Source organism: Mucilaginibacter sp. (assembly GCF_965201005.1).
GTDB lineage: Bacteria > Bacteroidota > Bacteroidia > Sphingobacteriales > Sphingobacteriaceae > Mucilaginibacter_A.
The window spans coordinates 2,177,349-2,197,732 of record NZ_OZ241747.1; the positions used below are offsets into that span (position 1 = coordinate 2,177,349).

19 protein-coding genes are annotated in these 20,384 nt (G+C 41.2%); 6 read left to right on the plus strand and 13 right to left on the minus strand.

The features are described 5' to 3' along the window. Window positions 1–4 precede the first annotated feature (4 nt). The 3 genes from ACOFKR_RS10070 to ACOFKR_RS10080 are packed head-to-tail and all read right to left on the minus strand — an operon-like array spanning window position 5 to window position 2,407. Window positions 5–382 carry an STAS domain-containing protein gene (locus ACOFKR_RS10070; protein WP_419800670.1) on the minus strand — a complete coding sequence of 126 codons (378 nt, stop codon included), beginning with the start codon at window positions 380–382 and terminating at the stop codon, window positions 5–7. A gap of 55 nt (window positions 383–437) precedes the next feature. After that, window positions 438–1,385 (minus strand): phosphoribosylaminoimidazolesuccinocarboxamide synthase, encoded by a 948-nt coding sequence (locus ACOFKR_RS10075; RefSeq protein ID WP_419800671.1) that lies wholly within the window; start codon window positions 1,383–1,385, stop codon window positions 438–440. Between the two features lie 59 nt (window positions 1,386–1,444). Next, a complete protein-coding gene (locus ACOFKR_RS10080; RefSeq protein ID WP_419800672.1) occupies window positions 1,445–2,407 on the minus strand; it encodes a PhoH family protein in 963 nt (320 codons plus the stop codon). A gap of 101 nt (window positions 2,408–2,508) precedes the next feature. Here ACOFKR_RS10080 and ACOFKR_RS10085 point away from each other — a divergent pair, with 101 nt between their 5' ends. The 5 genes from ACOFKR_RS10085 to ACOFKR_RS10105 all read left to right on the plus strand — a co-directional run bounded on the left by ACOFKR_RS10085 (window position 2,509) and on the right by ACOFKR_RS10105 (window position 7,820). After that, a complete protein-coding gene (locus tag ACOFKR_RS10085) occupies window positions 2,509–3,285 on the plus strand; it encodes an SAM hydrolase/SAM-dependent halogenase family protein (RefSeq protein WP_419800673.1) in 777 nt (258 codons plus the stop codon). Between the two features lie 82 nt (window positions 3,286–3,367). Then, complete coding sequence (locus ACOFKR_RS10090) at window positions 3,368–3,889, plus strand: hypothetical protein (protein ID WP_419800674.1); 522 nt, start codon at window positions 3,368–3,370, stop codon at window positions 3,887–3,889. A 60-nt stretch (window positions 3,890–3,949) separates the two neighbouring features. After that, the gene (locus ACOFKR_RS10095) at window positions 3,950–5,773 is read left to right on the plus strand and encodes an ABC transporter ATP-binding protein (RefSeq protein ID WP_419800675.1); all 1,824 of its coding nucleotides are present in this window, start codon (window positions 3,950–3,952) and stop codon (window positions 5,771–5,773) included. A 76-nt stretch (window positions 5,774–5,849) separates the two neighbouring features. Continuing rightward, window positions 5,850–7,253, plus strand: coding sequence for an MBL fold metallo-hydrolase (locus ACOFKR_RS10100; protein WP_419800676.1), 1,404 nt, complete (start codon window positions 5,850–5,852; stop codon window positions 7,251–7,253). A 30-nt stretch (window positions 7,254–7,283) separates the two neighbouring features. After that, window positions 7,284–7,820, plus strand: a complete 537-nt coding sequence (locus ACOFKR_RS10105) for a hypothetical protein (protein ID WP_419800677.1) — start codon at window positions 7,284–7,286, stop codon at window positions 7,818–7,820. A 99-nt stretch (window positions 7,821–7,919) separates the two neighbouring features. Here the strand turns inward: ACOFKR_RS10105 and ACOFKR_RS10110 are convergent, their stop codons facing one another. From ACOFKR_RS10110 to rpe, 3 genes are all read right to left on the minus strand, one after another. Continuing rightward, complete coding sequence (locus ACOFKR_RS10110; protein WP_419800678.1) at window positions 7,920–8,870, minus strand: D-2-hydroxyacid dehydrogenase; 951 nt, start codon at window positions 8,868–8,870, stop codon at window positions 7,920–7,922. Window positions 8,871–8,898: 28 nt separating this feature from the next. Continuing rightward, a complete protein-coding gene (gene serC / locus ACOFKR_RS10115; RefSeq protein ID WP_419800679.1) occupies window positions 8,899–9,966 on the minus strand; it encodes a 3-phosphoserine/phosphohydroxythreonine transaminase in 1,068 nt (355 codons plus the stop codon). 153 nt (window positions 9,967–10,119) lie between these two features. After that, complete coding sequence (gene rpe / locus ACOFKR_RS10120) at window positions 10,120–10,770, minus strand: ribulose-phosphate 3-epimerase (protein ID WP_419800680.1); 651 nt, start codon at window positions 10,768–10,770, stop codon at window positions 10,120–10,122. A gap of 125 nt (window positions 10,771–10,895) precedes the next feature. Here rpe and ACOFKR_RS10125 point away from each other — a divergent pair, with 125 nt between their 5' ends. Next, window positions 10,896–11,201 carry a hypothetical protein gene (locus tag ACOFKR_RS10125; RefSeq protein WP_419800681.1) on the plus strand — a complete coding sequence of 102 codons (306 nt, stop codon included), beginning with the start codon at window positions 10,896–10,898 and terminating at the stop codon, window positions 11,199–11,201. A gap of 217 nt (window positions 11,202–11,418) precedes the next feature. Here the strand turns inward: ACOFKR_RS10125 and ACOFKR_RS10130 are convergent, their stop codons facing one another. The 7 genes from ACOFKR_RS10130 to ACOFKR_RS10160 form a co-directional block, all read right to left on the minus strand. Beyond that, window positions 11,419–12,276 (minus strand): sigma-70 family RNA polymerase sigma factor, encoded by an 858-nt coding sequence (locus ACOFKR_RS10130; protein ID WP_419800682.1) that lies wholly within the window; start codon window positions 12,274–12,276, stop codon window positions 11,419–11,421. Between the two features lie 328 nt (window positions 12,277–12,604). Continuing rightward, window positions 12,605–13,324 (minus strand): RluA family pseudouridine synthase, encoded by a 720-nt coding sequence (locus ACOFKR_RS10135; protein ID WP_419800683.1) that lies wholly within the window; start codon window positions 13,322–13,324, stop codon window positions 12,605–12,607. A gap of 30 nt (window positions 13,325–13,354) precedes the next feature. After that, window positions 13,355–14,044 (minus strand): response regulator transcription factor, encoded by a 690-nt coding sequence (locus ACOFKR_RS10140; protein ID WP_419800684.1) that lies wholly within the window; start codon window positions 14,042–14,044, stop codon window positions 13,355–13,357. Window positions 14,045–14,297: 253 nt separating this feature from the next. After that, window positions 14,298–15,410, minus strand: coding sequence for a redoxin domain-containing protein (locus ACOFKR_RS10145; RefSeq protein ID WP_419800685.1), 1,113 nt, complete (start codon window positions 15,408–15,410; stop codon window positions 14,298–14,300). Window position 15,411: 1 nt separating this feature from the next. Then, window positions 15,412–16,872, minus strand: a complete 1,461-nt coding sequence (gatB, locus tag ACOFKR_RS10150) for an Asp-tRNA(Asn)/Glu-tRNA(Gln) amidotransferase subunit GatB (RefSeq protein WP_419800686.1) — start codon at window positions 16,870–16,872, stop codon at window positions 15,412–15,414. Between the two features lie 233 nt (window positions 16,873–17,105). Further along, on the minus strand, window positions 17,106–19,811 hold the full coding sequence (gene alaS, locus ACOFKR_RS10155; RefSeq protein ID WP_419800687.1) for an alanine--tRNA ligase: 2,706 nt from the start codon (window positions 19,809–19,811) through the stop codon (window positions 17,106–17,108). A 28-nt stretch (window positions 19,812–19,839) separates the two neighbouring features. Further along, on the minus strand, window positions 19,840–20,283 hold the full coding sequence (locus tag ACOFKR_RS10160; protein ID WP_419800688.1) for a hypothetical protein: 444 nt from the start codon (window positions 20,281–20,283) through the stop codon (window positions 19,840–19,842). Window positions 20,284–20,384 lie beyond the last annotated feature (101 nt).

A 20,384-nucleotide genomic window follows, 5' to 3' on the forward strand; every position in this document is an offset into this window, starting at 1 on the left:
CCGGTTATTTGGTTTCTTTTTTAAGCTCTTTTTCAATTTCTTCCATAAAAACCAAGTCAATTGCTTCTTCTGTAGTGCCTACAATAGAGAGTACGTTTTCTAATTGGGAAATGGAAACTAAGCGCGCAACAGAATCGCTTAAACCGGTCAATATAAAATTTCCTTCGGCATTTTTACATATACGATGACCAACAAGTAAACTGCTTAAACCGGAAGAATCCGCAAATTTTACCATGCCCAAATCCAAAATAATATTGCGCTGCCCATCTGTGTTCATCAAAATCAATTCTGATTTGAGTTGAGGTGAGATCAATGAATTTAGTTTTGATTCGTTTAATTTGATCAAAACGTATTTTTCATGTTTATCAACCGTAAATTTCATATACCTAAATATTAATAGTTAAAGATAGTATAATTTTGAGTAGAAATAAAAGGTTTTAAGGCAAAAGTTCAATTGCTTTTTGAATATTTTTTTCTACTCTGTCCAAAATGTTTTCATCTCCGGGTTTTTGAAATGGCAGATCAACAATACGTTCGTAGAGTTCAATGTACCTTTCAGAAATAGAATCAACAATCGCTGCGGTCATATCCGGGATTTGCTGCCCGGCCTGGCCGGAAAACCCATTTTCCAGCAACCACTTCCGTACAAACTCTTTTGAAAGCTGTTTTTGCGGCTCATTTTTTTGCTGACGTTTTTGATACCCTTCTGAATAGAAATAACGAGAAGAATCAGGTGTATGGATTTCATCGATCAAAAATATTTTCCCGTCGGATTTGCCAAATTCATATTTGGTGTCCACCAATATCAAACCGGTTTTAGCCGCTATCTGTGTGCCGCGCTCAAAAAGTGCTTGTGTATAAGCTTCCAGTTGCACGTAATCTGCTTCAGATACAATCCCTTGTTTTAGTATTTCTGCTCTTGAAATATCTTCATCATGGCCAACTGCTGCTTTAGTAGTTGGGGTGATAATGGGTTGCTGAAGCTTGTCATTTTCCTTTAATCCGTTTGGTAAAGCCACGCCGCAAATGCTTCTTTTACCGGCTGAATATTCGCGCCAGGCATGGCCGGCCAGATAGCCCCGGATCACCATTTCTACCTTAAAAGGTTCGCATATACGGCCAATAGTTACATTCGGGTCTGGAACGACAAGTACCCAGTTCGGGACAATATCTGCCGTAGCTTCTAAAAACTTGGCCGCAATTTGGTTCAAAACCTGTCCTTTATACGGAATTGGTTCCGGCAAAACCACATCAAATGCCGAAATGCGGTCCGAAGCAACCATTACCAGATATTGATTGCCAATTGTATAAACATCCCGCACCTTGCCCCGGTAAAAATCACTTTGCCCCGGAAAATTAAAGTTTGTTTCTTTTATTGCGTTCATAAAAAGTATCCGTAAAAACAGCACCTTAAATTGTTAAAAATCTGTTGTGTTGATCGGGTTTACTGAATGTCGCCGTAAGCTTCCAGTATTCGTTTTACTAATTTGTGCCTCACTACATCATCGCCATTCAGGTAAATGATTTCGATGCCTTTTATATCGGGCAAAATCCGCAATGCCGTATGCAAACCGGATTGCTGTTTCCGGGGTAAATCTATCTGCGTAACATCTCCGGTAACAATAAATTTTGCGGTTGGCCCCATACGCGTTAAAAACATTTTCAGTTGCATATCGGTGGCATTTTGTGCTTCATCTAAAATTACAAAACAATTGTCTAAGGTACGGCCACGCATAAAAGCCAAAGGTGCAATTTCAATGGTACGGTTTTCAAGATAAACCTTTAACCGTTCTGCCGGGATCATATCATCCAAAGCATCGTATAGCGGGCGCAGATACGGATCGATTTTTTCCTTTAGGTCTCCCGGCAAAAAACCCAGGTTCTCGCCTGCTTCCACTGCTGGGCGCGTTAAAATAATCCGCTTGATTTCTTTGTTTTTTAATGCCCGGACGGCCAGCGCAACTGCTGTATAAGTTTTACCGGTGCCGGCCGGCCCAATGGCAAACAAAATATCGTTTTTGGTGATACTGGTGACCATTCGTTGCTGGTTCGGCGTTCGGGCTTTGATCATCAGGCCATTGTTGCCAAACACAATCACTTCACCGTTACTCGCTTTCTCTTGCCCATTGGTTTCGGCAGCAACTGGAACGGCACCCTTCGATCCCACAATCCGTTCTACATCAATCAGATGAAGATTTTGGAATTTCTCTACATGTCCTACAAGTTGGTTCAGCTTTTCCTGGAAATTTTTGATTTCGGCTTCGTCCCCCAAAACCTTTATATCGCTTCCGCGGGCAACAATTTTCAGCTTTGGAAACTGTTTTTTTATGACTTCAAAATGGTCATTGTTAGACCCCCACAACACCGCCGGGTTAATGGCATCAATCGTTAAATTTAATTCGTTCAAGCTTAAGAATTTTTAGTTGTCATTTTTTATGCTTAAAAATTTAATATTTGCAGCAGTTTATAGCTATCCACAAGATTAGTGATAAATATTGAAAAAAATTAATGGCGATAATAACTTTAACTACAGATCTGGGCGATAAAGACATCTATCAGGCTGCCCTGAAAGGCAGTATTTTGAAGTTGTTGCCAGATGTTAATATTGTTGATATAACCCATTCAATATCAGTATTTAATGTGCCACAGGCTGCATTTATACTTAAAAACAGCTTTCATTACTTTCCAGAGGAAACCGTTCATTTGATCGGGATCGATACGGTTTACAACGATCAGACCAGATATTTAGCCATTAGCTATCACAACCATTATTTTGTTGGGGCTGATAACGGCATCTTTTCATTGATTTTTGATCATATACCGGATGAGATGGTGGAAATTACCATTTTACAAGATTTAAAATTCCTGCATTTTCCGCTGGCCGATATTTTTGTAAAAGCGGCGTGTCATCTCGCCCAAAAAAGAAAACTCACAGATATTGGCATACCGCTGATCCGGCTGGAAAAAAAGATGACTTTGCAGCCGGTAGTAGATCAAAACATCGTAAAAGGAAGCGTTATTTATATTGATTCTTTCCAAAACGTAATCACCAATATTACCAAAGAACTTTTTACGGAAGTGCAGAACGGGCGGCAGTTTGTGCTTTATTTTAAACGGAACGAATCCATCAATAAACTCAGCTGGCATTATAATGAAGTGCCAGAAGGTGAAAAATTATGCTTGTTCGGCATAAGCGATCATTTGGAAATTGCCATAAATAAAGGCAATGCCAGCGGTTTGCTGGGTTTAAATGTAGGTGATATTGTACGGATCGAGTTTTTGTAGTCAATCAGCTTTGAACAAAAACCTATCTGAAACAACTATATAATTCGCTATAAACCATAGACCTTGTCACCAATCAATTGCTATGAACTTCTCAAAATACATACTGTTTTTATCCTTGTTTTTTTGGTTTGGAAATGCATTTTCCCAAGCAACAGATTCGTTGGCTTATCAGCTTCAACGCACAAAAATCAATAATTTACTGGCTAAAAGAAGCATCACTTTCAACCAGTATTTTCAAAGTTTGGACAGGCACACCGGAATTTTTGGTTTGCAGACCAAGAAAGACATCCGCCGGTCTAACGAGATTTTGATGGATATTGTGAAAACCGATAATACTGTTTTTAAGGAGTTGAAAATCTTGCTGGATTATCGGACGACCGTGCAAACCGAAGTGGAAAGCAAATCCAATGAATCTGAAAACCGGAACTATGGTTTCATCAAAACGATTAATCTGCTTCGCGGGCAAGCCCAAAAACTACAGGCAGAAGCAGCTGAAAATAATCGCCAGACCGAGCGATATCAGTATTTTTTGATCGCCGCGGTTGCTTTGATTATGATCCTGATTTTCGCAATCATCAGGGTTAAGTCAACTAAAGCACGCTAAATTGCCAAAGCCAAAGAATTTTGATAAACTCGTTGCTTATACAAAATTCGATACAAAATAATGGCCAGAGCGCAACTAAACAGCGGCAGCACGCAGGAACAGGAATTACCAAAAGCAAAGCTGAACCGCGAAAGTTTACATAAAATATCCAAACTTTTAGTTTATATCAAACCTTACCGGGGCAAATTTTTTGCTGCCCTGGTTTTTCTTTTTTTAACCAGCTTGACCGGCCTTGCTTTTCCTTCTTTTTTAGGTGCGCTGATCGATGCGGCGCAGGGCAAACAGCGTTATGCTTTTTTGCCGCCAACAGTAAATGCCATTGGTTCGCTGGCGTTTGTTGTGCTGCTTTTTCAGGCAGGTGTTTCCTATTTTCGGGTGGTTTGGTTTGTGCAGGTGGCCGAAAACGCGCTGGCAGATATCCGCCGCGACACGTATTTCAGGCTGATTACTTTGCCGATGAATTTCTTTTCCAATCGGCGTGTCGGCGAGTTGAACAGCCGGATTTCTGCAGATCTTTCTCAAATTCAGGATGCCATTACCACCACTTTGGCCGAAATGATCCGGCAGTTGGTTTTGATGATTGGCGGTATCATTTTACTCGCGATTTTTTCCATCAAACTCACGTTTACCTTGTTGCTGATTTTGCCGGTTTTGATCGTGGTTGCGGTCTTCTTCGGAAGGTTTATCCGGAAAATTTCGCGGCAGGCACAGGATAAATTGGCCGAATCCAACACGATTGTAGAGGAAACACTACAAGGGATTTCCAACGTAAAAGCCTTTGTAAATGAAGCATTTGAAGCCGGACGGTATGAAAAGAAAATCCGTGAAGTTGCCGGTATTGCCGTGCGTGGTGCCAAGTTTCGCGGCCTGTTTGCTTCGTTTATCGTATTTTGTTTATTTGGGGCAATTGTGGCCGTCATCTGGTACGGTTCGGTTTTGGTTAGTCACGGCGAAATGTCTGTTGGTAATTTAACCACTTTTATATTGTATTCGATTTTTGTTGGCGCAGCGATGGGCAGTTTCCCGGAGTTGTACGCCGGTTTGCAAAAAGCGGTTGGTGCCAGTGAACGTGTTTTAGAGATTTTAGACGAAAAAGGGGAAGATATTTCTATCAAAATTGCTGATAACAACATCAAACAAACCATCACCGGGAACCTTGATTTTGAAAACGTGGTTTTTGCTTATCCTTCCCGCACCGAAATTACCGTGCTAAAAGAAGTATCGTTCCATGCGCACTCGGGAGAAAAAATTGCCATTGTTGGCCCAAGCGGAGCCGGAAAATCTACTATTGCCGGTTTAATTTTGCAGTTTTATCATCCGCAAAACGGTTTGATTTTGTTTGACGGAAAACCGGCCTCCTCCTATTCTTTAACAGATATCCGGAACCAGGTGGCCATTGTTCCGCAGGATGTGCTGCTTTTTGGCGGAACTATCCGTGAAAACATTGCTTACGGTAAGTTAAATTCTTCCGAAGAAGAGATCATCAAAGCTGCACAACGCGCCAATGCGGATCAGTTTATCAAATCTTTTCCGGAAGGTTATGATACCATTGTGGGCGAGCGCGGCGTAAAACTTTCCGGCGGCCAGCGCCAGCGGATTGCCATTGCACGGGCCTTGCTTAAAAACCCTTCGATATTGATTTTGGACGAAGCCACCTCTTCATTAGATTCAGAATCAGAACGTTTGGTGCAGGAAGCGTTGGAAGAACTGATGAAAAACCGGACTTCCATCATCATTGCGCACCGCTTGTCAACCATCCGCGAAGCCGATAAAATTATTGTTTTAGAAAAAGGAAAAGTGAAAGAAAGCGGTACGCACGATGAATTGATTACCCACGAAGGCGGTCTTTATCGCTATCTTAGCAGCTTGCAATTTGAAGTTTAGGTCAGGTTTACGTTCTGCCGCGATGCTTCTTTTACCCTATAAAAATTGGCGTAAACACTACGCAGAAAGATATTAAATGAAATTAACGATTTGGGGTGCTGCCGAACAAGTTACCGGAAGCATGCACTTGCTTACTACAGCTGAAAATTATAAAATACTGATAGACTGTGGTTTGGATTACGAAAGAGATCATTCTGTACAAACCAATGAAGATTTTCCTTTCAACCCCGGGGAAATAGATTTGGTGATCTTAACCCATGCACATATTGATCACTCGGGAAATTTGCCAACTTTAGTACGGATGGGTTTTGCCGGACAAATTTTGTGCACGCCGCCAACTGCAGAACTCGCTGAATTACTGCTGATGGATTCGGTAAATATTTTTATGAGCAAGGCACAAAAAAGCCGTAAGCATCGTGGTCATAAACGGCGTGATGGCAGCCGGAATTTTCAGCCTTTGTATCTGCAAAAACACGTTTTGGATACGATAGACCGTTTTGTTACGATTGGATTTAACCGACCGTTCCGCATTAATGGCGATATTGAACTGACTTTCATTCCGGCAGGCCATTTACTGGGCGCAGCTTCGGCAGTATTAAAAATCCGGGAGAACGGCGAAGAAAAAACGATCACTTTCACCGGTGATATCGGCCGGAAAAACTATCCGACACTGCCCGATCCGCAGGTTTTGCCGCCAACAGATTTTTTGGTTTCCGAATCCACTTACGGCGGCCGGAACCACTCCAAAGGAAAAACAATTGAGGAAGTTTTGACCGAGACCATCGAAAAATGCTGTGTAAAAGAAGCAGGAAGATTGATTATTCCGGCTTTCAGCATTGGCCGTACACAGGCTTTGGTTTTTTCGCTGAACAAGATATTTTCAAAAGGCCTGCTGCCGCCGGTCAGGGTTTTTGTTGATAGTCCGATGGCCAATTCCTCCACTGGGATTTTCAGGAAACATCACCAGTTGCTGAGCGAAGAAGCGCAGGAATTTTACCGCCGATCAGGAGATGAATTTGAGTTTGACAACCTAACTTATGTTGAGAATTTGAGCGACAGCAAACAGGTTTCTAATTATTTTGAGCCTTGTATCATCATTTCTTCTGCCGGAATGCTGGAAGGCGGCCGCATTCAGGATCATCTTTTCCACAACATTCAAAATTATTATTGTACCATTTTGTTCATCGGCTATTGCGCCAAAGGCACTTTAGGTTATCGTTTGCTGCGCGGAGATCCGATTGTGCACATCAAAGACCGCGATCTTTCGGTTTATGCAACGATCAAACAAACGGATTTGTTCAGCGCGCACGGTGATCACGAAGATTTGGTAAATACCGTAAAACATAACAGTCCGGTAAAACTAAAACAGGTTTTTCTCGTACACGGGGAAACAACGAGTATGCAAGCTTTGGCCGATACTTTAACCGATGGCGGTTATGCAGTAACGATTGCCCAAAAAGGAGTTGCCTATCAGTTGTAAATGCTTTTGTATTTACTAAAAACCTGATTTATGAATAACTTTTTTACTTTACGTGAAGCGTTGCTTGCACCGGCAATGCTTCTTTTATGCGGTATTTTTCTGCAGTCCTGCACAGAAGAAATGCCAATTTTGAAACCAAGTGATTTATCGGCCAATTCTTCCGGCAGTACAATTGTAGTAAATGCAAATAAATCTACTTTCACTTTAAAAAACGTGGCTCCCGGATATGCATATTTTGCGCCGATCGGGCTTAGCTCGGGTACTTATTCTGGTACGCAATATAATGTAAACGGCGGTAACGGCCTGAAAGACAATTCGGTAGATTTCGTACTTGATTTTGGTTTGGATGCAGGTAAAAAATATGTGGTCCTTAGTTCTCAATTGGATCTGGGCGATAAAAGTTATACAACCCTTAACAATCAAACCGTAAAAGCACAGCTAACCGTAACCAAACTGGATACAATTGCCAACGCAGCCAGTGGAAGTTACGCCTATTATCTGTACAATTCTGCAGTTTCCCCAACAGATTCTATCTACGTAAACGGAACTTTTAACATTGTAAAATAGCCTCATCTTATCGGCAGAAGTTTTTTTAAAGCAAAAATTACCTCATAAAAAAAGCTTTCGAACTAAATCCGGAAGCTTTTTTTATGGGGTTAAATTTACCTAAACTTTAAAATGCTGGATAATCAAATTGGCCAGCTCTACACCGATTCTTTCCTGCGCTTCGTTGGTAGAAGCGCCAATATGCGGCGTCAGCGATATTTTGGGGTGAACCAGGATTTCCTGCCGCGGCGTTGGCTCGTTATCAAAAACATCCAAACCGGCAAAAGCTAATTTTCCATTGTTTAAAGCTTCCAGCAAAGCCAGTTCGTCAATTGTTCCGCCGCGGGAAGCATTTACTACGGCTGCACCTTTTTTCATGGCGGCAAATTCTTCGGCACCTAAAAGTGGTTTTTCGCTGAAAGGCGTATGTAAACTAATGAAATCACTTTGGGCAATTACTTCTTCTTTAGATGCTGTTTTTACCGATACTTTTATCAGTTGTCCATCCCCAAGTTCTATCGTGATTTCCGGTTCAAACGGATAAAGGTCGTAAGCTAAAACCTTCATCCCCAAGCCAATGGCGATTTTGGCAACTTCACGGCCAATACGGCCAAAACCTAAAATCCCGATAGTTTTGCCATGCAGCTCAATCCCTTTGGCGTATGCTTTTTTTAGGTCGTTAAATTTGGTATCTCCTTCTATTGGCATTTTCCGGTTACTGTCCTGCAAAAACCGGATACCGGTAAACAAATGCGCAAAAACCAGTTCGGCCACAGAAAGTGAAGACGAAGCCGGTGTATTGACCACTGCAACACCTTTGGATTTAGCGTATTCCACATCAATATTGTCCATACCTACGCCGCCGCGGCCAATCAGTTTTAAATTCGGACAGGCATCAATTAAAGCCTGGCGTACTTTGGTGGCACTTCTAACGGTAATCGCATCAAAATTGTTTAATTTTTCGGCAAGAATTTCCTGCGGAATGTGCTCGGTTTCTACTATAAAACCAACTGTTTCCAGCAAGGCTTTTCCAGCGGGATCAATCCCATCGTTTGCTAATATCCTGATCATCTGAAATTTATGTTGATAAAAGAAGTATCTATTTGTTTTTTTCGGCAAATTCCTGCATCACCTCAACCAAGGCCCGGATGCTTTCGATCGGAAGCGCATTATAAATGGAAGCCCGGAAACCGCCTGCGCTGCGGTGGCCTTTAATGCCTACCAAATTCCGTTCTTCCGCCAGTTTTAAAAACGGTTTTTCCAGCTCCGGTTTTTCCATCACAAAACAAACATTCATCACCGAACGATCTTCTTCGGCACAAACCCCTTTAAACAGCGGGTTTCGGTCGATTTCTGCATAAATGGCTTTGGCTTTGGCTTCATTTTCTTTTTCGATCATGGCCACACCTCCTTTGGCTTTAATCCAGCGCAATGTCAGCATCGAAACATAAATGGCAAAAACCGGTGGCGTGTTGTACATCGAACCATTATCGATGTGCATTTGGTAGTTGAGCATCGAAGGGATCGGGCGTTCTGCCTTTCCCAGCAAATCGTTTTTTACAATAACCAAAGTTGCGCCTGCCGGGCCCATATTTTTTTGTGCACCGGCGTAAATCAGCCCAAAATCAGCTACGTTTATAGTCCTGCTGAAAATATCAGATGACATATCGCAAACCAAAGGAGCCGTGGTTTTAGGAAAACTGTGCAACTGCGTGCCGTAGATAGTATTGTTTGAAGTGATGTGTAAATAGGAAGCATCCTCAGGCACTTCATAATTTTTCGGGATTTTGATGTAATTTTCTTCTTTGTCCGTGGCCACAACAACCGGTGTACCAAAAATTTTCGCTTCTTTGATAGCCTTATTTGCCCAAACGCCGGTTTCCAAATAAGCAGCGGTTTTATTTTGCGGCAGCAGATTATAAGGCACCATGGCAAACTGCAAACTGGCACCGCCCTGCAAAAACACAACCGAATAACCATCCGGAACCGCTAATAGTTCTTTCACTAAACTTACGGCCTCGTCCATCACCGCTTCAAACTCCGGTGAGCGGTGCGAAATCTCTAATATTGATAATCCTGTTCCGTTAAAATCCAGAACAGCTGCTGCGGATTGTTTAAGCACTTCCTGTGGTAAAATACCAGGACCTGCGCCAAAATTATGCTTCATAAGATTAATATTTTATGCCGGAAATAACATGAAAATATAAAATGTAACCGGCAGGCGAATTTATAAATTTAGAATTGCGAGAGGAATTTATTTGCCTTTATTTTAATAATACTAAAGACATGTTTTAATAATGACAGGTAGTTTGGTATTTTTTTAAAAATGTTTTAATTTAGAAATCTCCTGTATTGGATTGGCCGAACTAAAAACAGAACTACCGGCAACCAGCACATTAGCACCTGCTTCAATAAGTTGCCGGCAATTATAATTGTTCACGCCGCCATCAACTTCAATTTTTAAATCAGGTTTTCTTTGATGGCTCAAGGTTTTCAAATCAAATAGTTTTTTGTAAGTGTTCGGTATAAATTGTTGTCCGCCAAAACCAGGGTTTACAGACATGATCAGCACTAAATCCAAATCCAGAATGATGTCTTCTAAAAATGCGACCGGTGTGTGCGGATTCAAAGCCACACCTGCTGTACAACCCGCATCTTTTATCAATTGAATGGTTCTGTGGAGATGCGTGCAGGCTTCAGAATGAACCGTGATGTTGGATGCCCCAGCCGAAGCAAACTGGCCGATATACTGATCCGGATTGACAATCATTAAATGCACGTCAATTGGTTTTTGGGCGAGTTGTTTAACAGCTTTAAGCAACGGAAAACCGAAAGAAATATTAGGCACAAAAACACCGTCCATCACATCAAAATGAACCCAATCCGCCTCACTTTGGTTCAACATTTCAATATCACGCTGCAAGTTGGTAAAATCTGCAGCCAAAACGGAAGGCGCAATCAAATGGTTCATGCTTCAAATATACAGTTATGTTTAGTTTGGTCGAATGATTTTCAGCACGTGCTTCTTTTACCGGTATAAAAATGGTGGGCAAAGAACAATATCACACAGCTTCGGTTTAACAGGAAAAACCGATCATGAATTTAGAACCGCTGCATGTGCCGTACCGATATCAAGAAGACGATTCCCCTGAACAAAAAGTAATTTTTGCTTTGGGTCAGTTGGGGGAAGCTAACACGGAGGAAATTATGGCTAAATTGATGACATACAATCCGCAGGAAAACTTGACGGAAACCGAAGCAGCAACTATTTTAAAAAATTATTTTGACCACGGAATGATCAACGGCGGTACTGAGCATGGGAGTTTTCGTTATAACTTACACAAAATATTAAAACAAAATTCTGGCAGAACCAATATCGAAGGATTAGAAGAAGAACTGTAATGCTTCTTTTATCGGTATAAATTTCGGATCCAACAAAAAAGCCCTTGAAATTTTCAAGGGCTTTTTTGTTGTGAAATATTATCTGGTTACCCACATTACAATTACGGCCAGAACAAGCAATATCAATAATACAATCCCGATCCCGATAATTTTGGAGCCTGCTTTTTTTTTGTTTTCCGGCATATATTTATTTTAAGTGGATAAAAACAGTATTAAATTATAAATAAGATTCGAGCACATTGTTGCGTGAGGTGTGGCGCAAACGTTGTAAAGCTTTGTCTTTTAACTGGCGTACACGTTCGCGAGTGATCATAAAGCGTTCTCCGATTTCTTCTAAAGATTGCGGCGTGCCTGAACCTAATCCGAAGAAAAGAATGATTACTTCGCGGTCACGTTCCGGCAGGGATGACAAAGAACGCATCACTTCCATTGATAATGATTCCTGGATCATGCTATTGTCAGTGGCCGGATCGCCATGCTGCAAAACATCTAATAGTGTATTTTCTTCTCCCTGGATAAAAGGCGCATCCATAGAAACATGACGGCCGGAATTGTTCAAAGAATCTGCAATCCGGTCTTCGGTAGTTTCCAAATCAACTGCCAATTCGGCCGGTGTTGGTTCACGTTCAAATTCCTGCTCCAAACGGGAGTATGCTTTGCGGATTTTACTTAAAGAACCAACCTGGTTTAGCGGCAAACGCACAATACGGGATTGCTCTGCAACAGCAGATAATATAGATTGACGTATCCACCAAACGGCATAAGAAATAAATTTAAAGCCTTTGGTTTCATCGAAGCGTTTGGCAGCTTTGATCAAACCTAAATTACCTTCATTGATTAAATCACCTAACGTAAGTCCTTGATTTTGATATTGTTTCGCCACGGAAACCACAAAACGTAAATTTGCTTTGGTTAAACGTTCTAAAGCGGCCTGGTCTCCTTCCCTGATTTTTTGTGTTAAAATAACTTCTTCCTGTGCGGTAATCAAATCGACTTTACCGATCTCGGTTAAATATTTGTCCAGCGATTGTGATTCGCGGTTGGTAATGGATTGTGATATTTTGAGTTGTCTCATAATTTATAATAAATGCTTAACAAAATGTTAGCTTTGAAAATAGTTGCCAGGGTTAAAATTTTAAATATACAACAATTTCCTCAACGCTGCTATTCTGCTTTTGTTTTAAAAGGTAAACAAACTGTATGAAATTGATACAATAATTTGTATTAATTTCAGTACAACTTATTAACGTTTGTTTAAACCATAATAGTTTAATTATCACGGTTAAAATAGTCAGTATTACGTCATTATAACCAAAAAAGTTATTTTCTGAATAAGCAAGCAACTTCTTTAAAAAAGATTTAGGATTTTCTTTTGAAGAAGAATATTAAACCTCTTTAAATCGCTACAGATCAAACTTTTCAAGTAGTTTTAGCAAGGTGTCAAAATCTTTAGGGTAAGGCGCATGTACGGTAATTTCCTCGTCTGGGTTTATCTTGAAAGTAACTTCATAAGCATGTAAGGCGAAACGTTTCATTATCGGCAGCTCTTCCTGCTCTTTGCCCAATCGGTAATTTCTTTTTAAAGCTGATAAAAAAACCGGTTTGCCTTTATAGGTTTCATCCCCTGCAATAGAAGCACGCTGTGTAGCCAGGTGAATACGGATTTGATGCATCCTTCCGGTAACAGGTTTGCACTCTGCCAACGTATAATGTTTAAAATATTTGATGGAATTAAACCAGGTTTCGGCGCGTTTGCCTTCCTGCCTGCTGATGGTAACGGTTCCTTTACCGATGTTCAAAATCGGCAGATCGATAAACAGGTTTTCAAAAACATGCGTACCATCGATAACGGCATGATATACTTTTTTTACCTGCCTTTTTTCAAACTGTATAGAAACCGAACGGTAAGCTTCCGGGTTTTTAGCGATGATCAGCGCACCCGATGTTTCCTTGTCCAAACGATGGCAAATCTGGGCATCTTCCCAATATTGTCTGGCTAAACGCAGCAGGTTGATTTCGCCGCCTTCGCGCTCGTCTAAAGAACTTAAAAAAGGTGGTTTGTTTACAACGATCAGGTCTTGGTTTTCAAATAAGATCAAGTCCTGGAATTTTGGAAATTTCATCTGCCGCAAATATCGCAGATTTATGGCGTTTTACAGCAACTCAAATTTGTAACCCACACCTTTTACGGTAGCAACATAATTTTCGCCCAGCTTTTCGCGCAGTTTGCGGATATGTACATCAATGGTACGGTTGGTTACCACAACAGAATCTTCCCAGATATTTTTTAAAATTGCTTCACGCGTATAAACTTTACCGGGCTTGGAAGCCAGTAAATACAATAATTCGAATTCTTTTTTGGCGAGTACAACCTTTTCTCCGGACTGAAAAACCAGGAATGCTTCTCTGTCGATCACCAAATCGCCAATTTCCAATTTGTTGTCGGCACTTTCTTCAGAAGGCTGGTTACGGCGCAAAATCGCATTGATCCGGCTCACCAAAGCCCGCGGCTTGATCGGTTTGGCAATGTAATCGTCGGCACCAACGTTAAAACCGGCAATTTCGGAATACTCCTCACTCCTGGCCGTCAAAAAAACCATGAATGTATTTTTAAATTCCGGCATGGTACGCATCAAACGGCAGGCTTCAATCCCGTCCATTTTCGGCATCATTACGTCCAAAATAATCAAATCGGGCAAAACTTTTTTCGCTTCGGCCACAGCTTCCTGTCCGTTATGCGCCAAAAAAACCTGATAACCTTCCTTGTTCAGGTTGTATTCAATCAGTTCCAGGATATCCGGCTCATCGTCAACAATCAGGATTTTTTGTTTAGGGTTACTCATTTTCTTAATTTTCTGTAAATGTAGCGGCAAAAAAAGAAGGCTATTGTTAAGTTTTGATTAAAAAATTGTAAATGTAACGTGTTTTAATTTTACCCGGAAAAATATCTGTGCTTCTTTTATGCGTATAAATTTTGTTTTTGTATTTTATACTGATAAAAGAAGCATTGATATTTCCTGTTTTTTAGATGATAAAATAAGCATCTAAATAAATCGGATAAAATTTAAACAGGCCCTAAATGTAACGTGTGTTAACCTATTTAACTGAAGTAAACGTTTTAGCAAAAAATGCAGCCAAATCGCTTCCGGTAATGTTTTTAGCAATGATTTTTCCATCCGGATCGATAATAAAATTTGACGGGATGGCCTGTACGCCATATTTTTCTACGGTTGGCCCGTTAAAATTTTGCAGTTCGCTGCCATGCGCCCAAACTAATTTGTCATCAGTGATCGCTTTTTGCCAGGCATCTTTTTTCTCATCCAAGGAAATGCCCACAATATTTAACCCTTTTGGGTGATATTGCTGGTATAGTTTCACTACGTTCGGGTTTTCTTTACGGCAAGGCACGCACCAGGAAGCCCAAAAATCCAGCATTACGTATTTACCTTTATAATCTGAAAGTTTGATTGTTTTTCCATCGAGGCCTGGAATTGAAAAATCCGGAGCTGCGTGGCCAACAGAAACCGGTTTTATCGTTTCCATGTGTTTGATAAACTGGGAAACTGCCGGGTTGCCCTTAAATTTACCTTGAATATCATCTGCATAAGCAACCAGTTGCTGTTCGTATTTCATCTGATCCAAAGCCATTGCCGCATAAAAACCAGCCAAAGAGCTTTTGTTTTGATTCACAAATTTCAAAATCTCGTTGGACAAACCGGCCATGTTCTGCTCAAAAGAAGGCAGAAATTTTTTCAAGACCGAATCCTGATTCACGCCTTTTGCAGCTGCAGCTTCCTGATATTCATTGGCCAATTTAGTGTTTTTAGCCGTGTAAATATTGCTAATGCGGTTATACTCACGGATTTTTTCCGAATCTTCCGAACCGCTTGTGGTATAATTATGTTCCGGATCGGCAAGGTCTGTTTTGAAATCGATCGTATTTCCGTTTTCTGCAATCAGATCAAACTCCTGATCGCCGTTTTTAATTTTGTACAGATTGGCAAACGGTGCCGCTTTTTTAAATACAAACGTGTTTTGTTCAGTCAGTTGGGCAGAATCAACCACGCGCAAATTGGTAGAATCTGCTTCCAGCAAATATACTTTTTGCTGCGCCGGATGCTCGATCTTACCTTCAATTTTAAATAAATTTTTGTCTTTGCAGGAGGCCAGTGCGGCCAGCAGCACAACCGGAACGATCAACTTTTTCATTTTATTTCTCTAATTTTTCGGCTAAAACCCGGTTAGCTGTTTTCGGGTCTATTTTTCCTTTAGACAGCTTCATCACTTCGCCCATAAACATACCAATAATCCCTTTTTTACCTTTTTTATATTCAGAAACTTTTTGCGGGTGCAGCTGCAAAACCTGATCGATCAGCAAATCCAGTTTTTCTACGCTTTGATCTATAAACAGGTTTAATGCCGATGCTGTTTTTACCGCTGTTTTTTCAGGATGATTGATCAACTCCGGAAAAAGCTGCTGCGTGGCGGCGGTATGGCTGATTTTTCCGTCGTCAATCATTGCAATAATTTCGGCAACCGTTTTCGGCTTCACCCAAAAATCACCGATAAAAACAGCATGGTTGTTTAAGTAGGATTTGATGCTGCCCATCAGCCAGTGCGCGGCAGCTTTATAGTTGGCCGTTTCATTGATCAGTTCTTCAAAATACAAAACCAAATCCTGATCTGCGGTAATCACGCTGGCTTCATAATCGCTTAAACCCAAATTTGTAGTGTATTTTTCGTACAATTCTTCGGGCAAAGCGGGCAATGATTTTTTTATCTCTGCAATATAAGCGTCGCTCAAAACCAGTGGCGGCAAATCCGGCTCCGGGAAATAACGGTAATCATTGGCCATTTCTTTACTGCGGAGGACGGACGTTTCGCCGCTGTCGGCATCAAAATTTAAAGTATTTTGTTCGATTTTTTTTCCCTGCTCCAGCAATCCGATCTGTCTTTCGGCTTCAAACTCAATCGCTTTTTGTACGTTTTTGATCGAGTTGAGGTTTTTTACCTCGCAGCGCGTGCCGTACTCGGTTTCACCTTTTTTACGTACCGAAATATTAGCATCACAACGCAAACTTCCTTCTTCCATGTTGCCATCGCAAATCCCCAGAAAGCGGACTAATTTTCGTATTTCCGACAGAAAAACATGTGCTTCTTCACCGCTGCGCAAATCCGGTTCGGATACAATTTCCAGCAGAGGCACACCGGCGCGGTTCAGGTCGATCAGCGTGTTTTCATCGTCCAGGTTATGGATGCTTTTGCCTGCATCTTCTTCCATGTGGATGCGGTTCAGGCGGATATTTTTTTGGCCAGATGCTGTTTTTATCCGTATAAATCCGTCGTAACAAATAGCGGCCGCATCCTGCGTAATCTGGTAACCTTTGGGCAAATCAGCATAAAAATAATTTTTCCGGTCGAAAAAATTGTGTTTTCTGATCTGGCAATTGGTGGCCAAGCCCAGTTTTACCGCAAATTCAACATGTTTTTTATTGATGAACGGCAGCGTGCCCGGATGGCCCAGCGAAACCGGACTGACATGGCGGTTTGGGTTTGCCCCGAACGCGGCCGAATCAGAACAAAAAGCTTTACTTGCCGTAGCCATTTGTGCGTGTACTTCCAGGCCGATAACTACTTCATAATCCAAGGCCTGCGCGGTTTGTATCGTCATTTAAGAATGTAAGCACTGATGGTAAAGCTGCAAAACTATTAATTATTTTGAATTACGCCACGCTATAAACCAACATGGAATTTGCCTTTAAACACCAATATTTGCCTTTCCGTAGTAAGCCAAAGTCAAAATAACCCCGGATTTTCGGACGGGTTATAATTGTTAATGGCCAAAATTTACCCTGTAAAAGTAGCATTGGCTGCTTCGGTAATGCTTTTTTTATGCCTGTTTTTTCAGAGTTGTGCCGGGATGAAAGTTTTGGCTTTCTCGATAGCCGCTTTTAAACCAGCTGCATTTTTACCACCAGCTGTTGCGTAAAAAGGCTGACCGCCGCCGCCGCCTTGTATTTCTTTAGCCAGTTCTTTAATGAAAACCCGCGCATCCAAACCTTTTTCTTTAATCAGGTTTTCGGAAATCATCACCGTTAAATTTGGTTTTCCATCGATGATCGCACCTAAAATCAAAACCAAATTTGCAACAATATCTTTGGTTTGATAAGCCAGACTTTTCAAAGCTTCTGCATTTGGCAGTTCCACTTCTTCGGAAATAAAATTTATGCCGTTAAAAGAAGTATGCTTTGCAGCCAGTTCTTTTTTCATGCCGGAAACCTTATCCAGAACTGCTTTTTCTGCTTCTTTTTTGAGAGAAGCATTTTCTTCCAGCAATTGCTCCAGGCTTTTGGTTAAATCTTTCGGATTTTTCAGCAGTTCTTTTAAAGCTTTAATTTCTTCGTTTTGCTGATGAATAAATTCTTCTGATTTAATTCCCGTTATCGCTTCAATCCGACGAACGCCAGCAGCAACTGCACTTTCGGAAACGATTTTAAAGAAACCAATTTGTCCGGTTGCCTGCACATGTGTTCCGCCGCAAAGCTCGATGGAAAACTTTTCGTCCATCGTTACTACACGAACCACATCGCCATATTTCTCTCCAAATAAAGCCATTGCGCCGGTTTGTGACGCTTCTGCAAAAGACATAGATTGAATGGTTACACCAACATTTTCCCGAATTTTTCGGTTGACTACTGTTTCTATCCTACTAATTTCTTCGTCGCTTACTTTAGCGAAATGCGAAAAATCAAAACGTAAAGCATCGGCACTAACCAATGAACCTTTCTGGTTGACGTGTGATCCTAAAACTTCTTTCAAAGCGGCATGAAGCAAATGTGTTGCGGAGTGGTTGTTTTCGATATTCAATCTTCTTTCGGGATCAACATAAGCCGTTAAAACATCAGAAGGATCTTCCGGCATTTGATCTACAAAATGCACAATCAAACCGTTTTCTTTTTTGGTATCCGTAACCGCAATAATTTCGCCGTCTGGGAAAATCAGATCGCCGGTATCGCCAACTTGTCCGCCGCTTTCTGCATAAAAAGGCGTTTTGTCCAGCACTAATTGAAACTGCTCTTTTCCTTTAGCTTTAACTTTTCGGTATTTAATGATGTGCGCAATGGTTTCTGTTTCGGTATAACCGGTAAATTCTACGGTATCATCTTCTTTTAAAATGATCCAATCTCCGGTATCAATTGCGGTTGCCGTGCGGGAACGGTTTTTTTGTTCTTGGAGACGTTTATTGAAATATTCCATATTAACAGAAAATCCTCTTTCTTTAGCCATCAATTCTGTTAAATCTACAGGAAAACCAAAGGTATCATACTGCAAAAATGCAAAAGCACCTGAAACTTTACCACTGAGAACATTTTCAACCCCGTCTCCGTAATCGAAATCATGCCGTTCTTCATCATCTTTATCCAACCCAATAAAATAGCTTTCGAAGTACTGAATTCCTCTCTCCAACGTTCTCAAAAACGAAATCTCCTCCTCCAAAACCACTTTCTGCACAAACTCTCTCTGCTTATACAAATTCGGAAACACATCTTTAAATTGTTCCGATAAAAGAAGCACTAAATGATTCAAAAAAGGTTCTTTTAAATTGAGATATTGATAAGCGTAACGAACTGCTCTTCTTAAAATCCGGCGGATAACATAACCAGCTTTGTTATTAGAAGGCAACTGCCCATCAGCAATAGCAAATGCAATAGCACGGATATGATCTGCCATTACGCGCATTGCCACAGCATCATTCCAGCCTTCTCCGTTTGGAACTGCATTGCTAACGTAAGTTTTCCCGCTTTTCTCTGCAATAAACTGGATCAGCGGCTGGAAAACATCCGTATCGTAATTAGAACTTTTACCTTGTAAAACACGCACCAAACGCTCGAAACCCATGCCAGTATCTACATGTTTGTTGGGCAGTGGCTGCAGCGAACCGTCTTTTAATCGGTTAAACTGCATAAACACAATGTTCCAGATTTCAATTACCTGCGGATCATCGGCGTTAACCAGTTCCGCTCCGCTCCTCGCGCTCCTTTCTTCCTCGCTCCTGTTATCATAATGAATTTCCGAGCAAGGTCCGCAAGGGCCGGTTTCGCCCATCTCCCAAAAGTTATCTTTTTTATTTCCGGGAAGGATATTACTTTCAGGAAAATACTGTTTCCACAGATCGTAAGCTTCCTGGTCTTTTTCCAAACCTTCTTTTTCATCGCCCTGAAAATAAGTTACATATAAGCGGTTTGGATCGATTTTATAAACATCAACCAGCAATTCCCAGCTCCATTCAATCGCTTCTTTTTTAAAATAATCGCCAAAACTCCAGTTGCCCAGCATCTCAAACATCGTATGGTGATACGTATCGATGCCAACTTCCTCCAGATCATTGTGCTTGCCAGATACGCGCAAACAACGCTGTGTATCTGCCACGCGCGGGAATTTCGGGTTTTCTTCACCCAAAAAAATGCTTTTAAACTGGTTCATGCCGGCGTTGGTAAACATCAAGGTCGGGTCATTCTTCACCACAATCGGCGCGGATGGAACGATCTGATGTTGTTTCGAGGCAAAAAAATCTAAAAATTGCTGGCGTATTTGGGAGGCGGTTAACATGCTTTGATGCTGTTTTTATCGGTATAAATTATGCGGCAAAGATAGGGTTTTGAGGAAATTTTTGAAAAGGCACTGTACAGTCATTTCGGCTGAAAAGAGAAATCTTCTTTAAAGTTTTTTTTTGCACGAACACAGTTTTTTTCTGCAGCATAGTATCCGATCGGAACTTCGTTCCTCTTCTATTTCTTTTTCCTTGATCAAAAAGAAACAAAAAATCAAGGCAAACCCGATCGCCTCCGGGCGTTTTGCCGGGCAGCCGCACCTGGGTGGTTACCTGTCCTGCGCCTTTGCTAACTTCATAATTGCAAAAGGTAAAAAAATAGGTGATAAAAGAAGCATTCAACAAAAGGGAGTAACCGCTATAAATAACCATCGTTAAGAGCCTTTTGCAAGATAGCCATCCAGGAGCGTGGGGCTGAATGCCGCCCGGAGGCGATCCGGCATTCTTGAATTTTTGGTTCTTTTTGTTCAAGCAAAAAGAACGTAAGAAAAAAATGGGTTAACAAACTCAACATAACAAAACTCAGATTAACTGGCAACACCAATTTTTACCCGATAAAAACAGTATCACTT

Excerpts from the sequence above, each read along its gene's own strand:
- ACOFKR_RS10075 (WP_419800671.1), bottom strand. The coding sequence starts at position 1,385 with ATGAACGCAATAAAAGAAACAAACTTTAATTTTCCGGGGCAAAGTGAT.
- rpe (WP_419800680.1), bottom strand. The coding sequence starts at position 10,770 with ATGAACCATTTGATTGCGCCTTCCGTTTTGGCTGCAGATTTTACCAAC.
- ACOFKR_RS10105 (WP_419800677.1), top strand. The coding sequence starts at position 7,284 with ATGAATAACTTTTTTACTTTACGTGAAGCGTTGCTTGCACCGGCAATG.
- ACOFKR_RS10125 (WP_419800681.1), top strand. The coding sequence starts at position 10,896 with ATGAATTTAGAACCGCTGCATGTGCCGTACCGATATCAAGAAGACGAT.
- ACOFKR_RS10135 (WP_419800683.1), bottom strand. The coding sequence starts at position 13,324 with ATGAAATTTCCAAAATTCCAGGACTTGATCTTATTTGAAAACCAAGAC.
- ACOFKR_RS10070 (WP_419800670.1), bottom strand. The coding sequence starts at position 382 with ATGAAATTTACGGTTGATAAACATGAAAAATACGTTTTGATCAAATTA.
- ACOFKR_RS10140 (WP_419800684.1), bottom strand. The coding sequence starts at position 14,044 with ATGAGTAACCCTAAACAAAAAATCCTGATTGTTGACGATGAGCCGGAT.
- ACOFKR_RS10145 (WP_419800685.1), bottom strand. The coding sequence starts at position 15,410 with ATGAAAAAGTTGATCGTTCCGGTTGTGCTGCTGGCCGCACTGGCCTCC.
- serC (WP_419800679.1), bottom strand. The coding sequence starts at position 9,966 with ATGAAGCATAATTTTGGCGCAGGTCCTGGTATTTTACCACAGGAAGTG.
- ACOFKR_RS10090 (WP_419800674.1), top strand. The coding sequence starts at position 3,368 with ATGAACTTCTCAAAATACATACTGTTTTTATCCTTGTTTTTTTGGTTT.
- alaS (WP_419800687.1), bottom strand. The coding sequence starts at position 19,811 with ATGTTAACCGCCTCCCAAATACGCCAGCAATTTTTAGATTTTTTTGCC.
- ACOFKR_RS10100 (WP_419800676.1), top strand. The coding sequence starts at position 5,850 with ATGAAATTAACGATTTGGGGTGCTGCCGAACAAGTTACCGGAAGCATG.
- ACOFKR_RS10095 (WP_419800675.1), top strand. The coding sequence starts at position 3,950 with ATGGCCAGAGCGCAACTAAACAGCGGCAGCACGCAGGAACAGGAATTA.
- gatB (WP_419800686.1), bottom strand. The coding sequence starts at position 16,872 with ATGACGATACAAACCGCGCAGGCCTTGGATTATGAAGTAGTTATCGGC.
- ACOFKR_RS10110 (WP_419800678.1), bottom strand. The coding sequence starts at position 8,870 with ATGATCAGGATATTAGCAAACGATGGGATTGATCCCGCTGGAAAAGCC.
- ACOFKR_RS10085 (WP_419800673.1), top strand. The coding sequence starts at position 2,509 with ATGGCGATAATAACTTTAACTACAGATCTGGGCGATAAAGACATCTAT.
- ACOFKR_RS10130 (WP_419800682.1), bottom strand. The coding sequence starts at position 12,276 with ATGAGACAACTCAAAATATCACAATCCATTACCAACCGCGAATCACAA.